Annotated in this window: 19 protein-coding genes; 15 read left to right on the forward strand and 4 right to left on the reverse strand. The window is 61.8% G+C overall.

What is annotated here, in order from left to right; translation table 11 throughout:
• Window positions 1-119 precede the first annotated feature (119 nt).
• From AB3L03_RS29450 to AB3L03_RS29465, 4 genes are all read left to right on the forward strand, one after another.
• Window positions 120-452 carry a hypothetical protein gene (locus AB3L03_RS29450; protein WP_368507497.1) on the forward strand — a complete coding sequence of 111 codons (333 nt, stop codon included), beginning with the start codon at window positions 120-122 and terminating at the stop codon, window positions 450-452.
• A gap of 216 nt (window positions 453-668) precedes the next feature.
• The gene (locus AB3L03_RS29455; protein WP_368507498.1) at window positions 669-881 is read left to right on the forward strand and encodes a hypothetical protein; all 213 of its coding nucleotides are present in this window, start codon (window positions 669-671) and stop codon (window positions 879-881) included.
• Between the two features lie 312 nt (window positions 882-1193).
• Window positions 1194-1667, forward strand: a complete 474-nt coding sequence (locus AB3L03_RS29460) for a hypothetical protein (protein WP_368507499.1) — start codon at window positions 1194-1196, stop codon at window positions 1665-1667.
• A 378-nt stretch (window positions 1668-2045) separates the two neighbouring features.
• Window positions 2046-2489, forward strand: coding sequence for a hypothetical protein (locus tag AB3L03_RS29465; RefSeq protein ID WP_338014084.1), 444 nt, complete (start codon window positions 2046-2048; stop codon window positions 2487-2489).
• A gap of 264 nt (window positions 2490-2753) precedes the next feature.
• On the opposite strand, the gene AB3L03_RS29470 is transcribed toward AB3L03_RS29465, so the two are convergent.
• The 3 genes from AB3L03_RS29470 to AB3L03_RS29480 form a co-directional block, all read right to left on the reverse strand.
• Window positions 2754-4277, reverse strand: coding sequence for an FAD-dependent monooxygenase (locus tag AB3L03_RS29470; protein WP_368507500.1), 1524 nt, complete (start codon window positions 4275-4277; stop codon window positions 2754-2756).
• A gap of 269 nt (window positions 4278-4546) precedes the next feature.
• A complete protein-coding gene (locus AB3L03_RS29475) occupies window positions 4547-4891 on the reverse strand; it encodes a response regulator (RefSeq protein ID WP_085349523.1) in 345 nt (114 codons plus the stop codon).
• Window positions 4892-4999: 108 nt separating this feature from the next.
• A complete protein-coding gene (locus tag AB3L03_RS29480; RefSeq protein ID WP_085349522.1) occupies window positions 5000-5197 on the reverse strand; it encodes a hypothetical protein in 198 nt (65 codons plus the stop codon).
• Window positions 5198-5548: 351 nt separating this feature from the next.
• Between AB3L03_RS29480 and AB3L03_RS29485 the strand changes: the two genes are divergently transcribed.
• The 6 genes from AB3L03_RS29485 (at window position 5549) to AB3L03_RS29510 (ending at window position 9966) form a co-directional block, all read left to right on the forward strand.
• Complete coding sequence (locus tag AB3L03_RS29485) at window positions 5549-5779, forward strand: hypothetical protein (RefSeq protein WP_368507501.1); 231 nt, start codon at window positions 5549-5551, stop codon at window positions 5777-5779.
• On the forward strand, window positions 5776-6075 hold the full coding sequence (locus tag AB3L03_RS29490; RefSeq protein WP_085349521.1) for a hypothetical protein: 300 nt from the start codon (window positions 5776-5778) through the stop codon (window positions 6073-6075). The genes AB3L03_RS29485 and AB3L03_RS29490 overlap by 4 nt, the downstream gene beginning before the upstream one ends.
• A gap of 62 nt (window positions 6076-6137) precedes the next feature.
• On the forward strand, window positions 6138-6566 hold the full coding sequence (locus tag AB3L03_RS29495) for a GNAT family N-acetyltransferase (RefSeq protein WP_085349520.1): 429 nt from the start codon (window positions 6138-6140) through the stop codon (window positions 6564-6566).
• A 234-nt stretch (window positions 6567-6800) separates the two neighbouring features.
• Window positions 6801-8069 (forward strand): CaiB/BaiF CoA transferase family protein, encoded by a 1269-nt coding sequence (locus AB3L03_RS29500; RefSeq protein WP_368507502.1) that lies wholly within the window; start codon window positions 6801-6803, stop codon window positions 8067-8069.
• 106 nt (window positions 8070-8175) lie between these two features.
• Window positions 8176-9405: an acyl-CoA dehydrogenase family protein gene (locus tag AB3L03_RS29505; RefSeq protein WP_204511892.1), complete on the forward strand. Its 1230-nt coding sequence runs from the start codon at window positions 8176-8178 to the stop codon at window positions 9403-9405.
• 9 nt (window positions 9406-9414) lie between these two features.
• Window positions 9415-9966 carry a flavin reductase family protein gene (locus AB3L03_RS29510; RefSeq protein ID WP_085360120.1) on the forward strand — a complete coding sequence of 184 codons (552 nt, stop codon included), beginning with the start codon at window positions 9415-9417 and terminating at the stop codon, window positions 9964-9966.
• 15 nt (window positions 9967-9981) lie between these two features.
• Here the strand turns inward: AB3L03_RS29510 and AB3L03_RS29515 are convergent, their stop codons facing one another.
• Window positions 9982-10908 (reverse strand): NAD(P)-dependent oxidoreductase, encoded by a 927-nt coding sequence (locus AB3L03_RS29515; protein ID WP_204511891.1) that lies wholly within the window; start codon window positions 10906-10908, stop codon window positions 9982-9984.
• A gap of 166 nt (window positions 10909-11074) precedes the next feature.
• Between AB3L03_RS29515 and AB3L03_RS29520 the strand changes: the two genes are divergently transcribed.
• The 5 genes from AB3L03_RS29520 (at window position 11075) to AB3L03_RS29540 (ending at window position 16344) form a co-directional block, all read left to right on the forward strand.
• Window positions 11075-12058: an ABC transporter substrate-binding protein gene (locus tag AB3L03_RS29520; RefSeq protein WP_368507503.1), complete on the forward strand. Its 984-nt coding sequence runs from the start codon at window positions 11075-11077 to the stop codon at window positions 12056-12058.
• 78 nt (window positions 12059-12136) lie between these two features.
• Window positions 12137-13831, forward strand: a complete 1695-nt coding sequence (ilvD, locus tag AB3L03_RS29525; protein ID WP_368507504.1) for a dihydroxy-acid dehydratase — start codon at window positions 12137-12139, stop codon at window positions 13829-13831.
• 154 nt (window positions 13832-13985) lie between these two features.
• Window positions 13986-14798, forward strand: a complete 813-nt coding sequence (locus tag AB3L03_RS29530; protein WP_368507505.1) for an ABC transporter ATP-binding protein — start codon at window positions 13986-13988, stop codon at window positions 14796-14798.
• Window positions 14795-15580, forward strand: a complete 786-nt coding sequence (locus AB3L03_RS29535) for an ABC transporter permease (RefSeq protein WP_368507506.1) — start codon at window positions 14795-14797, stop codon at window positions 15578-15580. The genes AB3L03_RS29530 and AB3L03_RS29535 overlap by 4 nt, the downstream gene beginning before the upstream one ends.
• A complete protein-coding gene (locus AB3L03_RS29540; protein WP_085360111.1) occupies window positions 15577-16344 on the forward strand; it encodes an ABC transporter permease in 768 nt (255 codons plus the stop codon). The genes AB3L03_RS29535 and AB3L03_RS29540 overlap by 4 nt, the downstream gene beginning before the upstream one ends.
• Window position 16345: the final 1 nt, after the last annotated feature.

Consider the following 16345-nt stretch of genomic DNA (forward strand, 5'->3'; position numbering starts at 1 on the left):
TCGCATTTTGACCTGTAGCAGACGTTTGTCGGATTCGGCTTCGTGCCGCGTTAACACAACCTGGTTATACGAGCCACCACGCTCCGAACGGATCGCCTTTCTTGCGAGGCATTGACCCAATGAAGCGCATTTTTACGTTTCTCATAGTCGGGCCGCTGCTTATGGGCGGCGTGCTCGACTTTCTGTTTGGGTCGACGAGTGCTCTTGGTTGGTTGGTTGGGCTTCCGTTCTTGAGTGTTTTGGTTGCGTTTCCAAGTGCGCTTGTCGATTACTCTCTGGAAGGGCGGCGCTGGCAGCTCGCTCTCGTTACAGCGTCCGGCGTTGTTGGATCGTCTCTCGCGGGCTTCTCTTCCCAAAGCCATCTGCTTTTGATTGCCGCTGCTGGAGGTGTCTCGATGGCGCTCTGTTCTTGGATGACCAATCAGAGCTGGTCCCCGGAACACAGGGCGTGATCAGGGGCGCCTCCTTTGCATTCACTTCCGCTTGTGGCCCGTTTGAGGCATGCCCACCTATCCTGAGGATGTCCGTTCACCGCGCAAGACCAGAAGTCAGCATGATCCGGCCAAACCGACGCGAATGACCCATCGCCGACATCGGCATGGTTGCATAAGATCATCTAACTGCGAACCACCGGGTTCGCCGAATTCGGCTGGCGGAAGGATCAGAGGATGACGAACTCGGACTTAATTTGCGCCTTTTGCGGGAAGGAGCCGGAAGAAGTTGTTTCCGTCGTCAACGCGGTATCCGTGAACGCAAAAGGCCAGCAAACGGCCAGTGCTATTTGCAATGAATGCGTTGAGCTATGTGTGCAGGTCATCGGTTTGCAAAAGCCGGAGTGGCTTGAGCGACACCGCCAGTTTGTCGCCACACTGGGAAAGTGAAGGTGACGCGCGACGTTACCTATTGGCCCGACTGCGAAGTCTAAGCGGCGTCCCCGGTCGTCGGCTCATGGGGGTAGACCGGAAGCAACCGGCGGCCACTCCGAAGGGTGCTCATGACCCATTGCAGAAGTGAGGTGATTATTGGTGTGATCTGCGGCCGATACTATAGGCCGTCGTTCTCCAACACCTTTGAGCGATTGCGGCAACCGCAGCTTAACCAAGGACATGAGCGGTAGATTCACCAGTGCGCTCTACCCCAGGTCTGGTTGAACGCCTCAAGGAGCTTCGAGCAGAGGTAAAAGGGTGCCCGGCATGGAAGTACAAGCGGCAAGGCCTCTCTTCAAGACAATCGGCTTGGTATTCGGGTTGTTCTGTCTTCTTATGTCCTATGCTTCGAGCGTTCGTCTTTACGAACACGTGCTGGGGACCCTCTCCATGCCACAGCACGGGATAAACGTTGTGCTCGACATCGCCGGGAATGTCCTCCTTTTAGCCATGAGTTGCTTCGGGGTGATTGCGGTATTGCTCATCGGCCGAAGGGGGTTGGACGGAGTTATCGGAAACTGGCCATATGTCCTTCCTGCCGTGTTGGTCGCTGTATTTTGCACGACGATGGCCGCAACGTTGGGCGCCAGACGAATGACCTGGGTTCTTCCTGCGGCCAGTCTTTTCGGCCTCGTCGGGCTATGGGCCGGATGGAGTGTTCTCAGACAGCATGGATTGCCGATCACTGCCCGCGTCTCGGACGTGTCCCTGATCCGAAGACAGAACGAGACCAGTCAGTGACGGGGCATCCCGAACGTACGTCCGGTCGTGGCCCATCGCGGAAACGGCGGCAGCCCTCCGCGACGTCCGCTCACCGAGGCATGGCGGACCAGATTTGCTCAGGTTGAGTTCTTCGCATTTTGACCCATAGCCGACCTGCCGCACGCAGCAGGTCGAGGACCGCTTGTGGACCCTTTGCGGACCTGTGAAACGATGTTCCGCGAGCAGGCTATTGGACGCTTTGAGCCAATGGAATTTGACACGTCGGGCAAAACACTGGCAGAATAGCATCATTGAGATGTGTTTGTTTTCGCCCGCGCCGGAGCTTTCCGCCGCGGGTTTTTTGCGTCTCCAACAACGTCACTAACTTGGGTTTCTTTTCAAAAAGCAGATTTTCAGATGATTGAACCAGTGAAGAACAACCTTCTTTCCCAAAACGCTCTTGCGAGAGCTGCCGCGAGACGCGCTATCAAGCAGCGCACTTTGACTGAAATCAAATCCTTGGCGCGGACGCACACGGCGGTCGCCATGAAAACTCTGGTCCAGATCATGCGCGACAAGGAAGCTCCCGCGCATGCTCGTGTCGCAGCGGCCAATGCTATCCTCGATCGCGGTTGGGGCAAGCCGGTGCAGCCGATTGAGACTGAAGACGGCAAGCCCTTGGAATTCATTCACCGCATCGAGCGGGTCATCGTGCACCCCGGAGATAACACGACGATGGAGGCACATATCGAGGAGAGCGTGCAGAGAGTACCAATCAGCGTTCTCGGAAGCCTCGGCGCGACGTGCGATTCCGAGGCGCATTATGAAGAGCTTTGGCTACGTTCGCAGGAGCAGGCATGAGCGAAAGCTTCCAGAATCTGCGCCAACCACGTGTTGAGCCACGGCCAGAAGCCGAATGGCCGCGTTGGCTCTCCGACGCGCTCGCGTACAACCCAGAAACCCCCGCTACGGTGGTGGAGTCGCCACCCAGTTCGGTCTCATTGGACAAGGACGAGCGACGCGACGTTCGGGTATTGCGCCGAGTCCCCAACCCTTGATGTTCGAAGAAAGCCCGCGGCATACCGCGGGCTTCTTTGTCTCGACGGAGCGTCGGACGTACATGCCTCATGCCGCAGGCGGTCCGAACCACTTCGTCATCGCGTCCGCAAGTCCGTGTTGGCTCTCGTCTCCCACCCACGCCACATGACCGTCGGGCCGCACCAGCACGGCACCTGGCGCTGCGACCTGTCCGATGACCGGAACCTCCCACCGTCCCTCGTAATCGGCGGCGATGAGGCTGATGCGATCAGCCCAGGGGCGGACGTCGATGCCCCCGTCCTTGCCGAAATCGAGGAGGACGCCGCGCGCGCCGTGCAGCAGCGTGAACAGTCGCAACGGCCGCCCGTCCACCGTCAAATCGAGATCGGGCATGCGGCGCCCGAGCAGCGCGTGGCCTTGGCCGAGATCATAGTGCACGTCGAGCCCGCTCATCATCGCGCCAAAACGCTGGCGCGGCGCGTCCATGCCGAGCAGTTCGGCGACGACCTCGCGCGCGGCCTTGAGGCCGGCTTCTCCGCGGCGGAGCAGGGCGATCTGCGCCATGGTGTTGCGCAAGGTCCGCGCACCGACGGGGTGGCGCTCGGCGTAGTAGCTGTCGAGCAGGCTGTTCGGCGACAGGCCCTTGACCACTTGCGCGAGCTTCCAGCCGAGATTGACGGCGTCCTGCACGCCGATGTTGAGGCCTTGGCCGCCGACGGAATGATGGATATGCGCGGCATCGCCGGCGAGCAGCACGCGGCCCTTGCGGTAAGACACCGCCTGCCGTGCCGCATCGGTGAAACGGGAGATCCAGGACGGGTTGTGGAGTCCGAAGTCGGTACCGTAGACGGCGACGAGGGCTTCGCTGAGATCGCGGGGGCCGGGCGCGCCGGTGCGATCGAGCGTTGCTTCCGTCACGACCACCAGCACGCGCCCGCTCTCGGTTTTGCTGAGGCCGTGAAAGCCGAGCGCATCGTGGCGCAGGCCCCATGCCGGCTCGTCCCGCATCTCGACTTCGGCCATGAGGTTGCTCAGCGTCGGCTCGGAGCCTGCGAAGTCGATGCCGGCGGCCTTGCGCACCAGGCTGCGGCCGCCGTCGCAGCCGACCAGATAATTCGCGCGCAAGGCCTCGCCGCCGGACAGCGTCACGTCGATGCCGGTCTCGTCCTGCGCAAAATCCGTCACCTCGCGATTGCGATAGATCGGCACCGCGAGCTCGCTGACCCAGTCGGCCAGGATGCGCTCGATGTGGCTCTGCCGCAGTGCCAGCCCGTAAGCGTGCCGGGTGGGGAGGTCGCTAATGTCGAGCCTGGTCCAGGCGAAGCCCGCGAGCTGGGTGATCTGTCCTTCGCGCAGGAAACGATCCGCGACGCCGCGCTGGTCGAGGATCTCGATGCTGCGCGCGTGCAAGCCGCCGGCGCGCGTGCCGACCAGTTCCTGATCGGCGCGCCGTTCGACCACGGCGACGTCGATATCCGCCAGCGCGAGCTCGGCGGCCAGCATCAGGCCGGTCGGGCCGCCGCCGGCGATCACGACGGCGTGGTCTTCGTGGCGGGCGCCGGCGCGTTTGGCGTGGCCGCGCGTCCGGGATGTCGGAAGCAGTACAGGCATGTGAGACCCCTCGGGATGGTGTTCGGGTCGAGGGTTCTACGGCAGGGTCGGGGGCTTGAAGCAAGCCCGTTGCACACCACATATCTAAGTGGGGAGAGGGAATTCCTTGTCCGCGTTCGCCGCGTTGACACGTCGGGCAAAACACCGGCATAATGCCATCATCGAAAATGAGTTTGGTTCAACCCGCGCGGATGCGATCCGCCGCGGGTTTTGTTTTGGGCTTTTGGCTTTCAGACTTTTTGGCTTGCGATGTTTCGGTCTTGCGAGCTTCAGCAGATGCCGACGGTGCGCCGCATGGTGCTGGCGAGTTCCTCGAACGAGAACGGCTTTCTGATCATGGGAAGGCCGTCACGCCGGGGCTCACGCCCCGACAATTGCAGGATCTTCAGCTCCGGGCGGTCTCGCCTGGCCAGCTCGGCCAGTTCATGACCGTCCATGCCGGGCATGTTGATGTCCGTGATGAGGATGGAGATGTCCTGGTTGTGCGCGAGCTGGTCGAGCGCATCCGGGCCGCTCCGGGAGCTGATGACGTCGCAACCGAGATCTTCCAGCATGCCGACGATGACGTCGAGCACGCCGGGATCGTCGTCAACAACCAGTACAGTATGGCTCATCGCACAACGTTCCTCCTGATGAAGGAATAAACGCGCCCGCCTTGGCGTAAGTTCCGGTACGGCGTGGTCGAACGAGCGATGTTGGACTCCTCGTGCAAAGCACAAGGCCTAATCATCCTTCGAGAGATCGCCGGGCCTGGTGGGAAGATCGATGGCTCCGCCTTCGCCGTGAACGAGATCACGGTTCTGGTCCTCGGTTTCGTCAGCGTCCGGGATGATGGCCTCTCGCGTGTCGGGCTCCCCGTCGATGCGCGGCTTCTGGCCCGGCCAGTCCCGCGATGTTTTCGGTGTCATGTTCAATGTCATTGGTCGATCCTCCTGACCGGCTAACGCGGGCAGGGACGGTTCGTTCGTTGACACGTCAGGCGAAACGCCGGCAGCCCGACTGGAATTGACTTTCCGAAGGTCTCCGTCGGCTTTAATTCGCAAAAATCGAAATAGAGCTTGACCCGTCGGGCAAAACACTGGCATAGTGGCATCATCGAAGAGTTCGCAATGCCCGCGCGGGACAAAATCCGCCGCGGGCTTTTTCGTATCCCATTTTCGGAATCGGACGGCGGGCCACGCATCACGGCCACGCACTCGCTTGAAACGCGTTGAGGGAGCGCCGATCGGCGTGCCGCCGTCCGTACCATTGCTGGCCGCGCACGCGCGAACGTGCCGGCCCGGTCTCCGGTCGCGGAAATCGGGCATTGGCGGGAGCCGGACAAATTGATGGGCTATTGCGTCGCGCTTTACTTCGCGAAACTCCTGGTCTGGGACAAGGTCCTCGGCTTTGGTTCCACCGACGCCCTCGCGGGCTTTGCGGCGATCACGGCCAATCTGGTTGTCTCCTTCTACTTCACCAAGCGCGGCTTCGAGAACTTTGAAAGGATCATCAAGCGGTGAAGATGGCGGATGACGAAATCAGGGCGATCGTTGCCGAGATGCTGGCTGAGCAACATAGGCTTCAGCAGGCGAACATTGATGCCATCGTATTGCGGACGGTGGCATCGGTGCTGGCGTCTTTCGGAATTGATAATGACGATCGAAAGGAGCTAAGGGCGGATTTTCAGCATCTGCGCCGATGGCGAACGAGCGTCGAGCAGGCGCAGAGCTACACGCTCAAGGCCGTGATTACGGTGATCGCCACCGGTCTGATGGGTGTGGTTGGGCTAAGCGTCAAGGTCGTGCTCGGCAAGTGAGCCTCAGCCACGACGACATTGCTGCATTCCACTCACGTCGTCCTTACCCAACGGACCGTCTCATGTACAGAATTCGCATCGTCGATGCATCCGATGACGACATCGTCGATACATTGGCCGATCTGCATCAGTTGACGTTCTTCGATGCGGCTCCCTTGCCGCAATTCGAGCCAGGGGCGTGGTGGCTTGCCTATCACGGCGCTGAGCCAGTAGCCTTCGCCGGTATCGTGCCGTCAACGCACATTCGAAATGGCGGTTATTTCTCCAGAGTCGGTGTGTTGCAGCGGCACCGGGGACGTGACCTCCAGTGCAGGCTGATGCGGGTGATGGAGGCAAGGGCACGGCGTATTGGATGGGACAGCATCGTCTCGGATACGACGGACAATCCGGTGTCTGCCAATAATTTCATCCGGGCGGGCTATCGGCTCTTCGAACCCCATGTGCCCTGGGCTTGGCCGCATACGCTTTACTGGCGAAAGCGGCTTCGCTGAGCGAATGGGGTCATGTTTCCCGTGATGCGGAACGCGATTCCCGCAACGGAAAATGGCTCGCGGGATGAAGCGCACACGGAACGTTCAAGGGCCCGGCAGCTTGACAGCTGCCGGGCCCTTTTTGCGTATTGAAGCGATGCGGGCGGAGCACTTGCGAATTCAGCGGTGCCGGGCTTTAAGTTTGCTCCTGCGGGAAATTCGGCAACCATAAGCCGATGTAAGGGAGCGCCGTCGATGCCCACCAAGCCTCAATTGCCGGAACGTTCGTCGCGGGCGACGGGCGCGCCTACCGCGCTCGATGGTCTGCTGGTCGTCGATTTCACCCGTGTGGTTGCCGGCCCGGCCTGTACGCAGACGCTTGCTGATTTCGGCGCGCACGTCATCAAGATCGAGAATCCAGACGGAGGCGATGACACGCGTGCGTATGAACACGCCGAGATCGGTGGAGAGAGTGCTGCCTATCTGAGCCTCAATCGCAACAAGCGTGGCATCACGCTCGACCTTACCGTGCCCGAGGCTCGTGAGATCGCGCTGGACTTGATTCGCAAGGCCGACGTGGTCGTCGAGAACTTCTCCAGCGGGGTCATGAAGAAATTTGGCCTGGACTATGAAGCTGTTGCGCCGCTCAATCCGCGGCTGGTCTATTGCTCGATCTCCGCCTACGGGCGCACCGGGCCGTTTGCCTCGCGTCCCGGCTTTGATCCGATCACGCAGGCGGAAAGCGGCTTCATGTCGCTCAACGGATTTGCCGATGGCCCGGCGGTTCGCACCGGCCCTCCGATCGTGGACATGGCGACGGGGATGTCTGCCTGCAACGCCATCCTGATGGCGCTGTTGGCGCGGGATCGGCTCGGTCACGGCCAGCATGTCGAGGTCGCCCTGTTCGACGTCGCGATGGGCATGACCGGTTTCTATGGCATGGCCTATCTGATCAACGGCGAAAACCCCGGCCGGTTTGGTAATTCGCCGAGTGGCTCTCCTACCGTCGGCGTGTACGAGGCCTCCGATGGACCGCTTTACATGGCCTGCGCGAACGACCGGCTCTATCGCCGGCTCGTTGTTGAGGTGCTGAACCGGCCCGATCTCATCACCGATCCGCAGTTTGCAACGCGCAAAGCCCGCTCCGAGCACAAGGAACTTCTGCGAGCAGCCATCGCGGAGGTCTTTGCAAGCGATACCCTCGAGAACTGGATGGCGAAGATGAAGCTGGCCAATATCCCGGTCGGCTATCTCCGGACGGTCGAGGAGGGGTTCAATGCACCGGAGGCGCGAGAGCGCCATCGCTTGAACCGGATTCCACATCGTACGGCAGAGTGGGTCCCGAACATCGAGCCGCCGATTACCATGAGCTTGACCGGCTCGATTGATCCTGTGGCTGCTCCATTGCTGGGCGAGCACACGGAGCAGGTCTTGAGTGATACGCTCGGTTACGACGAGCGTCGGATCTTGGAGTTCAACCAAAAGGGGGCTTTTGGATCGGGCAAGTCATCGGTGCAGGTTTGAGCCCAAGCGGTCGTTCCCTTGGGACGTGCAAATCGCGCCTTAGCGCTGCATCCGCTTGATTTGGCAAGGGTCTCGCCGCATAAATGCATGAAAGCGAGGGATACGAATGGCGCCTGGTCAAGAGCCGAGCGTGGGCCGGCCCGCGGCGGTGCAATCCGATGAACCTGCCCATGCGGCAATGATCGCGAAGGCCCGGGCGCTCGTCCCACGGCTGCGGGAGCGGGCGGCGCGGACGGAGGAGTTGCGGCATCTGCCGCCGGAAACCGAGAAGGATCTGCACGACGCCGGCCTGTTCCGGATGCTTCAGCCTAGGCGCATTGGCGGCGCCGAGCTCGATTATGTCGCCTTGATCGATTGCGCGGACCTGCTCGGACAAGCGGACGCCTCGGTGGCATGGAATCTGGCCAATCTGGCGAGCCATCACTGGATGCTCGGCATGTTCGAGCCGACGGCGCAGGATCTGGTCTGGAGTCGTGATCCGGACACGCTGATCGCGTCCTCGTTCATTTTTCCGGCCGGACGTGCCACGCGAGTTGAGGGCGGATACCGGCTCCACGGCAGCTGGCCGTTCTCCTCGGGCGTTGCCTCCTGCGCGTGGAACATGCTTGCAAGCGTGGTCTACTCCGACGATGAGGCAGACGGCATCGAGTATCGGATATTTCTGCTGCCGAAAGCCGACTACAAGGTCCTCGACACATGGAATGTCGCGGGGCTGCGCGGGACAGGGTCCTGCGACGTGGAGGTCAGGGACGCTTTCGTGCCCGACGACATGACAGTCGCGGTCGGCGATCTTGACGGCGGTCCGACTCCGGGAAGCAAGCTCAATCCCAACCCGCTGTATGCGCTCCCGGTGTTCTCGCTGTTTCCCTACGTTCTCTCCGGCGTCGCGCTGGGGAACGCGCAGGCGTGTCTCGACGATTATGCGGAGGTCGTCCGTCATCGCATTTCCACCTACAACCACGCCAGGCTGAGCGACTTTCAAAGCACCCAGATCAAGATCGCGGAGGCGTCGGCGAAGATCGACGCTGCACGCCTGATCATGCGCTCGGCCTGTCTGAATGCCATGGAGGATGCACGGCGGGGTCATATCCCCGATATGGCGACCAAGACCAGATATCGGCGCGACGGCGCCTTTTCAGTGAACTTCTGCACGGATGCGGTGTCGATGCTGTTTGCCGCGAGCGGAGCACGGGGCCTGTTCACGACGGGCGCGTTGCAGCGGCAGTTCCGCGATGCGCACGCGATCAACTCGCATCTCGCGTTCAATTTCGATGCGGCCGGGACCAATTATGGACGCGTGGCGCTGGGGCTGCCGTCCGAGAATCTCACGCTGTGAGGCCGGCCGATGAATGATCTGCCGAAGCAGCCGGCCGTTCCCGATCCGGCCAACGAACTCGCGAGCGACAGCTCGCCGATCGATCCCCGCGATTTTCGCAGCGCGCTCGGCACCTACGCCACGGGGGTGACGATCATCACGGCCGCGGCTCCCGACGGCAAGCCCTATGGCCTGACGTGCAATTCGTTCGCCTCGGTCTCGCTGAATCCGCCGCTGGTTCTTTGGAGCCTCGTCGTCTATTCCTCTAGTCTGACCATCTTCCAGAACGCCAGTCATTTCACGGTCAACGTTCTTGGCGTTTCGCAACAGGCGCTTGCGAGCAAATTCGCCAAGTCGTCTGATGACAAGTTCACCGGTGTCGAGTGGACGCCGGGCCTCGGCAACGCGCCGGTGCTCGCCGAGAGCGTCGCCAATTTTCAATGCCGCTCGGTCAATCGCTATTACGGCGGCGACCACGTGATCTTTCTCGGCGCGGTCGAGGCCTATACTTACGATGCGAAGGAGCCGCTGCTCTTCGCGCGAGGTGCGTTTGGCCGATTTCTTGCCGACGAGCGCAAGTAGTCACTCCAAGCGTGCTCAGCTCGCGGTGAACGGTTCAGCGCTCCCCGCCGAAAGCTTGTAGATTTCGAGCGCGTCCGCATCCGCGCCTCGCGCGGCCTTGGCGAGCCTGAAAAGTTGTCCGGCAAGCGAGGCCATGGGTACCGGCGTCGACGTCGTCCGCGCGACATCGGCGACCGTATCGAGGTCCTTGAGCATCGTGGCGATGTGACCGAGCGGCGGTGAGTGAATGCCCTGGACCATCCGTGGCACGAACAGCTGCAGCGGAATGGAGTCCGCGAAGCCGCCGGCGAGTGCTTCGGGTAACCGGTTGGCGTCGATTCCGGCGTTGACGGCAAGGCGTGTTGCCTCCGCAAGAACAGCCATCGCGCATCCGACGATCACCTGGTTGCATAGCTTTGTGGTCTGGCCGGCGCCGGTCGGGCCCATGTGGGTGAACCTGCGTGCCATGGCGAGCACGTAGGGGCGGACCCGCTCGATATTGCTGGCTTTTCCGCCGGCCATGATGGCAAGCGTGCCTTCCTCGGCCCCCTTGGTACCACCAGACACCGGCGCATCGATCCAGCCCGCGCCGTTCGCAGCTAACAATCGCGTTGCAAGGTCTCGTGCGGCGTCAGGATGGATCGACGAGAAGTCGACCACGAGCTTGCCCGCGCCGGGCGCAGTTGAGATACTCTCGGGCCCGAAGATCACCTCTTCCACGGCAGCCGCATCCGTCACGCACATGAAGACGATGTCGGAGCTCTCCATCAAGTCACGGGGGGTGGCTGCGCGCCTGGCACCCGCCTCGACGAGCGCGGCCATCTTCCCTTCCGAACGGTTCCAGACAGTGATCTGATGGCCGGCGTTGAGCAATCGCCGGCTCATCGGTGTCCCCATCAGTCCAAGGCCGAGATAGCCGAGCCGCTCGACGCCTTGCGGGTTTGTCTTGCTCGCTTCAGCCATAGGTTGCCTCCGTCTGCCGCCGCGCGACGCTGCACTACCATACATGGCGTAACTCACGACGAAACCGCCCCGCCTGCATGGCTTGCTTGATTGTTTGAACCATGAAACATTTGCCGCGGTCGGGTTGGATGGCGCCGGTCGGCGCCCGGGCAGCGGAGTGGGCACGATGCGAACCGTTTCGAAGTGGATCCTAGCTTTGGGGGCGGCAGCGGCCGTGAGCGCGAGCGCAGGCTCGTCATGGGCACAGCAGACAATTCGCGTCGGCTGGACGATTCCGGCCGAGGAATCCAAATACTGGATGATGCGCCGCCCGGCTGAGTTTCCCAACATCGGCAAGGCCTACAACATCGAATGGACCCAGTTTCAGGGCACCGCTCCGATGACGCAGGCGTTGGCGGCGGGCGCGCTGGATTGCGCGACCCAGGCGCCGCTGTCGCTCGCCAACGGCGTGGTTGGCGGCAACCTCAAGGCCTACATCGTGGCGCAGCATGTCTTCGAGAAGGCCGGTGGTTTCTCGGTCTACTGGGCTGTCATGGACGACTCCCCGATCAAGACGATCGCCGATCTCAAAGGCAAGACGGTCGGAATCTCCGTGATCGGCGGCGGCACCCAAGGCCCGTTCAATCTGTTGCTGAAGCAGAATGGCATCGATCCGGCCAAGGACATCAAGCTGGTCGAGGTCGGCTTTGCCGTCTCCGAAGATGCGTTGCGGCAGGGCCGCGTCGATGCGGTCAACATGAACCAGCCATTTGCCGCGCGCGCGGAGGCAAAGGGCGGCACGCGCAAACTGTTCTCGCTGTCGCAGGCGATGCCGAACATCGTGCACATTCTGGAAGCCTGCCGTGCCGATTTCGTCGACAAGAACCCGGAACTGGTCAAGGCTTATGTGCGTGACATTACCTCCGGCATGAAGAAAGCGCTGGCGAACCGCGAAGAGACGTTGAAGGCCGTCAACGAAGTTCTGAAGGCACCTATTCCGGTTCTCGAGACCTATCTGCTTAAGGACAACGATTTCGGCCGCGATCCGGGCGCGGCACCGAATTTCCCCGCGATCCAGAAGATGCTGGACATCTACGCGGAGACAGGGATGCTGCCAAAATTGGATGTCGCGCAATTCAAGCATTCGACGATTGTCGCTCCGCTGCAATAGGCGATCGGGCGAATGAACCGAGCGAGAACGTCGCCGCGTCCAGGATGATCCGGGACGTTGCATGAAGAAGATGCACGTATGAAGAAGCTCCGATCTCGGATCACGACGGATGGCCTCGACCGGGCTCCGCACCGCGCGTTCATGCGCGCCATGGGGCTCGACGACGCTGCGATTGCCAAGCCGATGGTCGGCGTCGTCAGCATGAAGGGCGAGCAGACGCCCTGCAACATGACGCACGACTTTCAGGTCGCAGCGGCCAAGACCGGTATCGAAGAGGCCGGCGGCACGCCGCGCGAGTTTTCGACCGTGTCGGTTTCCGACGGTATCAGCATGAATCACGAAGGGATGAAGTTCTCCCTTTTTTCGCGGGAGCTGATCGCCGACTCGATCGAAGCCGTGGTCCATGGTCTCGCCTACGATGCACTGATCGGATACGGTGGATGCGACAAGACGCTTCCCGGCGTGATGATGGGCATGGTCCGTTGCAACGTCCCGTCCATTTTCATCTATGGCGGCAGCGCGCTGCCGGGCCGCATGGACGGGCAGACCCTCACCGTGCTCGACTCCTACGAGGCTGTCGGCAGCTTCATGACTGGAGAGATCGACGGCGCCACGCTCGAGCGGATCGAGCGGGCCTGCCTGCCGACCATCGGCGCGTGCGCCGGCCAATTCACTGCCAACACCATGGGGATGGTGTCGGAGGCGATGGGCCTCACCATTCCCAATGTGTCGATGGTGCCGGGTGTCTATGCCGAGCGCGCGCAGATATCCAAGCGGGCCGGCCGCCTCATCATGGAGATGCTGGAGCGCGGCGGGCCGTTGCCGCGCGACGTCGTGACGCGGAAATCCCTGGAAAACGGTGCGGCGATAGTGGCTGCCACGGGCGGTTCGACCAATGCTGCGCTGCATCTGCCGGCGATTGCGAACGAGGCCGGGATCGCATTCACGATCGACGATGTCGGCGAGGTTTTTGCCAGGACGCCGCTGATCGGAAACCTGCGGCCTGGAGGCAAATATACGGCGAAGGATGTCTACGACGTCGGCGGCGCTGCCGTGGTGATCCGGGAACTGATCCAGAGCGGGCATATTGATGGCAGTTGCCTGTCGATCACGGGCCGTACACTTGCCGAAGAGTATGGCGCCGCCAACCCTCCTGACGGAGAGGTCGTTTACGCGGCTCGCGCGCCGATCATGCCAGATGGCGGTGTGGCAGTGCTGAAGGGAAACCTCTGCCCTGATGGTGCGGTAATCAAGGTTGCGGGGCTGAAGAGCCAGTTGTTCGAAGGCGTGGCGCGCATCTTCGAAGACGAAGAAGCTTGTGTCGCAGCGGTTCGAGACCGCAGCTACAAGGCGGGCGATGTGCTTGTGATCCGCAATGAAGGGCCGGTGGGTGGCCCCGGCATGCGCGAAATGCTCGGCGTCACCGCGCTGATCTATGGCCAGGGCATGGGCGAGAAGGTGGCCCTGATCACGGATGGACGGTTCTCCGGCGCCACGCGAGGAATGTGCATCGGCTATGTGTCTCCCGAGGCCTTCGTCGGCGGTCCGCTGGCGCTGGTACGCGATGGCGACAGGATTCGGATTGATGCCGCGAACCGGCGGATGGACATGCTGATCGACGAGCAGGAACTCGCTGCTCGCCGACACGATTGGAAGCCGCGTCCGCCTCGTCACCGTGCCGGTGCCCTCGCCAAATATGCGCGATTGGTTGGCCAGGCACCGGGCGGAGCCGTCACGCATGAGGGCCCGGCAGAATGGCCCTGGTTCGGATGACGCGGCGAAGCTGGCCCCAAAAAGCCCGTGGTCTGGCAAGTTTCTTGCTAAGCTCGCGTCGCTGACGGAGGATGTTCAGCAAGCCTGTTGCGCAGGGTTCGCGCGAATGAAGTGAGACGGGATGAAGGTAGTGCCTTCGAGATCGAGCGAATGGATGAGACCGGTGACGCCGCAAAAACCGGCTTCTGCAATCATCGAGATCGAGAGCGTCTCGCAGGTATTTCAGACCTCGGCGCGCAAGGACCATGTGGCGCTATCGGACATCTCGCTGGCGATCGAGGAGGGAGCCTTCGTCTCCATCCTTGGTCCGTCCGGCTGCGGCAAGTCGACATTGCTTTACGTCGTCGGCGGCTTCGTCAGCCCGACCAGCGGCTCAGCAAAGATCAGGGGACGGACGATCACGGGACCAGGGCCGGATCGCGGTCCGGTGTTCCAGGAGTTCGCGTTGTTTCCGTGGAAGACCGTGCTGGGCAACGTGATGTACGGCCCTCGCCAGCAGGGCGTGCGCACCACCGAGGCGGAAGCACAGAGCCGGGCTTTGATCGAAATGGTCGGGCTCAAGGGCTATGAGAACTTCTACCCCAAGGAACTGTCCGGCGGCATGAAGCAGCGCGTGGCATTGGCTCGAACGCTTGCTTACCATCCTGAGGTTCTTTTGATGGACGAGCCGTTCGGCGCGCTCGATGCTCACACGCGAACGCGGCTGCAGAACGACCTGTTGAACATCTGGGAGCGTGATCGCAAGACGGTGCTGTTCGTCACGCATTCGGTCGACGAAGCAGTTTTCCTGTCGGACAAAGTCGTGATGATGTCGAAATCGCCCGGCCGCATCCGCGAGGTGATCGACATCGATCTGCCGCGGCCGCGCCGCCGCAGCGAGCTGCTGCTGGACCCTCGCTACCAGAAATACGTCGTCGATATCGAGCGGATGTTCGACGAGACCGACCCTGTCGGGTCTCCCTCATGATATCGCCCTCCGCCTTGGCGAGACGGGCTGCCCCGGTGCTTGCCTGCATCGGATTGCTCGCGATCTGGCAGGCGGCGTCCCTCGCGTTGAAGAATGACAGCTTTCCGACGGCGATCGAAGCAATTCGGGCGATTCCGGACATTCTTGGTGACAGGGAATCTCTGATCAACATCCTGGCCTCGCTCCGCCGCATGGCGGTCGGATTTGGCATAGCGGTATCGGTTTCGATCCCACTCGGCCTGTTGATGGGCCGCAGCCGGGCCGTCGCGGCCTTCTTCAATCCGCTCCTGATGGTGATCTACCCGGTGCCGAAGGCCGCCTTGATGCCGATCATCATGCTGTGGCTCGGCGTCGGTGACATCACGAAGACGCTGGTGATCTTCCTCGGCGTCAGCCTGCCCGTGATCTATCACAGCTTCGAGGGCGCCAAGGCGGTGGAAGAGAAGATGCTATGGTCGGGCGCGGCGATGGGGCTTTCGCCTGCGCAACGGCTGGTCCGGATCGTATTGCCGGCGGCGCTGCCGGAAATTCTGACCGGTTGCCGCACCGGACTCGTGCTGGCGCTGATCACGATGATCACCAGCGAGATGATCGCGCGTCAGTCCGGCGCCGGCAACATCCTGTTCAATGCACTCGACATGGGCCAATACGACACCGTCTTTGCGATGATCATCATCGTCGGCGCGATGGGAATCTGCCTGGATGCATTCTTCGAGCGGGTCCGCGCAAGGCTGGTGCGCTGGTCCGAACCGCAGTTCGACTTGCCCTTGAGCTTCTCATGATGCCGCAGCTTCGCTCCACCAGCATCATCCTTGGGCTCGCGCCGATCGTGCTGGTGATCGCGCTGTGGCAGGGCCTCGTATCATTTGGCTTCGCGCCTGCGGTTTTGCTGCCGCCGCCGGGATACGTCTTCGGCAGGCTGTTCCAGCAACTCGTGACATGGACGTTTCAGCAGGAGATCGCGGCGACCCTGATCCGGTTGTTTGCCGGCTTCGCGATTGCGGTCGTGCTCGGCGTCAGCATCGGCATCGCCGCCGCCGCCAGTCCGGCTATCAACGCCGTGGTCCGGCCGATCGTGCGCGTGCTGGCGCCGTTGCCCAAGGTCGCGCTCTATCCAGCATTGCTGCTGCTGCTCGGCTTCGGTCATGGATCGAAGATCACCCTGGTGGCGGCGGATGCACTTTTTCCCATTTTGTTGTCTACCTATTATGGCGCGTCAACGGTGGAGCAGAAGCTGATCTGGTCGGCCATGGCGGCGGGAACGCCGCGCTATCAGATCCTGTTTAAGGTGGTGCTGCCGGCGGCGATGCCGTCGATCCTGACCGGTTGCCGGATCGGCCTTGTCATTTCCTGCATCGTGGTGTTTCTGGCCGAGATGATCACGTCGAGTGACGGGCTCGGACATGTGCTCGTCACGGCGGCCCGGACCTTTCAGGCCGTCGATATGTTCGTGCCGCTGATCACGATCTCGCTGCTGGGCCTGATCCTGAATGGCCTGCTCGGGGCCGTGCGCGCGTACCTGCTGCGGGGTTTCCCCGAAGCATGAA

It is taken from the genome of Bradyrhizobium lupini (assembly GCF_040939785.1).
Lineage (GTDB): Bacteria > Pseudomonadota > Alphaproteobacteria > Rhizobiales > Xanthobacteraceae > Bradyrhizobium > Bradyrhizobium canariense_D.

What these genes read in the sequence shown, in the direction of transcription:
- AB3L03_RS29450 (WP_368507497.1), top strand. Translation starts at nt 120, where the DNA reads ATGAAGCGCATTTTTACGTTTCTCATAGTCGGGCCGCTGCTTATGGGC.
- AB3L03_RS29455 (WP_368507498.1), top strand. Translation starts at nt 669, where the DNA reads ATGACGAACTCGGACTTAATTTGCGCCTTTTGCGGGAAGGAGCCGGAA.
- AB3L03_RS29460 (WP_368507499.1), top strand. Translation starts at nt 1,194, where the DNA reads ATGGAAGTACAAGCGGCAAGGCCTCTCTTCAAGACAATCGGCTTGGTA.
- AB3L03_RS29465 (WP_338014084.1), top strand. Translation starts at nt 2,046, where the DNA reads ATGATTGAACCAGTGAAGAACAACCTTCTTTCCCAAAACGCTCTTGCG.
- AB3L03_RS29470 (WP_368507500.1), bottom strand. Translation starts at nt 4,277, where the DNA reads ATGCCTGTACTGCTTCCGACATCCCGGACGCGCGGCCACGCCAAACGC.
- AB3L03_RS29475 (WP_085349523.1), bottom strand. Translation starts at nt 4,891, where the DNA reads ATGAGCCATACTGTACTGGTTGTTGACGACGATCCCGGCGTGCTCGAC.
- AB3L03_RS29480 (WP_085349522.1), bottom strand. Translation starts at nt 5,197, where the DNA reads ATGACATTGAACATGACACCGAAAACATCGCGGGACTGGCCGGGCCAG.
- AB3L03_RS29495 (WP_085349520.1), top strand. Translation starts at nt 6,138, where the DNA reads ATGTACAGAATTCGCATCGTCGATGCATCCGATGACGACATCGTCGAT.
- AB3L03_RS29500 (WP_368507502.1), top strand. Translation starts at nt 6,801, where the DNA reads ATGCCCACCAAGCCTCAATTGCCGGAACGTTCGTCGCGGGCGACGGGC.
- AB3L03_RS29505 (WP_204511892.1), top strand. Translation starts at nt 8,176, where the DNA reads ATGGCGCCTGGTCAAGAGCCGAGCGTGGGCCGGCCCGCGGCGGTGCAA.
- AB3L03_RS29510 (WP_085360120.1), top strand. Translation starts at nt 9,415, where the DNA reads ATGAATGATCTGCCGAAGCAGCCGGCCGTTCCCGATCCGGCCAACGAA.
- AB3L03_RS29515 (WP_204511891.1), bottom strand. Translation starts at nt 10,908, where the DNA reads ATGGCTGAAGCGAGCAAGACAAACCCGCAAGGCGTCGAGCGGCTCGGC.
- AB3L03_RS29520 (WP_368507503.1), top strand. Translation starts at nt 11,075, where the DNA reads ATGCGAACCGTTTCGAAGTGGATCCTAGCTTTGGGGGCGGCAGCGGCC.
- ilvD (WP_368507504.1), top strand. Translation starts at nt 12,137, where the DNA reads ATGAAGAAGCTCCGATCTCGGATCACGACGGATGGCCTCGACCGGGCT.
- AB3L03_RS29530 (WP_368507505.1), top strand. Translation starts at nt 13,986, where the DNA reads ATGAGACCGGTGACGCCGCAAAAACCGGCTTCTGCAATCATCGAGATC.
- AB3L03_RS29535 (WP_368507506.1), top strand. Translation starts at nt 14,795, where the DNA reads ATGATATCGCCCTCCGCCTTGGCGAGACGGGCTGCCCCGGTGCTTGCC.
- AB3L03_RS29540 (WP_085360111.1), top strand. Translation starts at nt 15,577, where the DNA reads ATGATGCCGCAGCTTCGCTCCACCAGCATCATCCTTGGGCTCGCGCCG.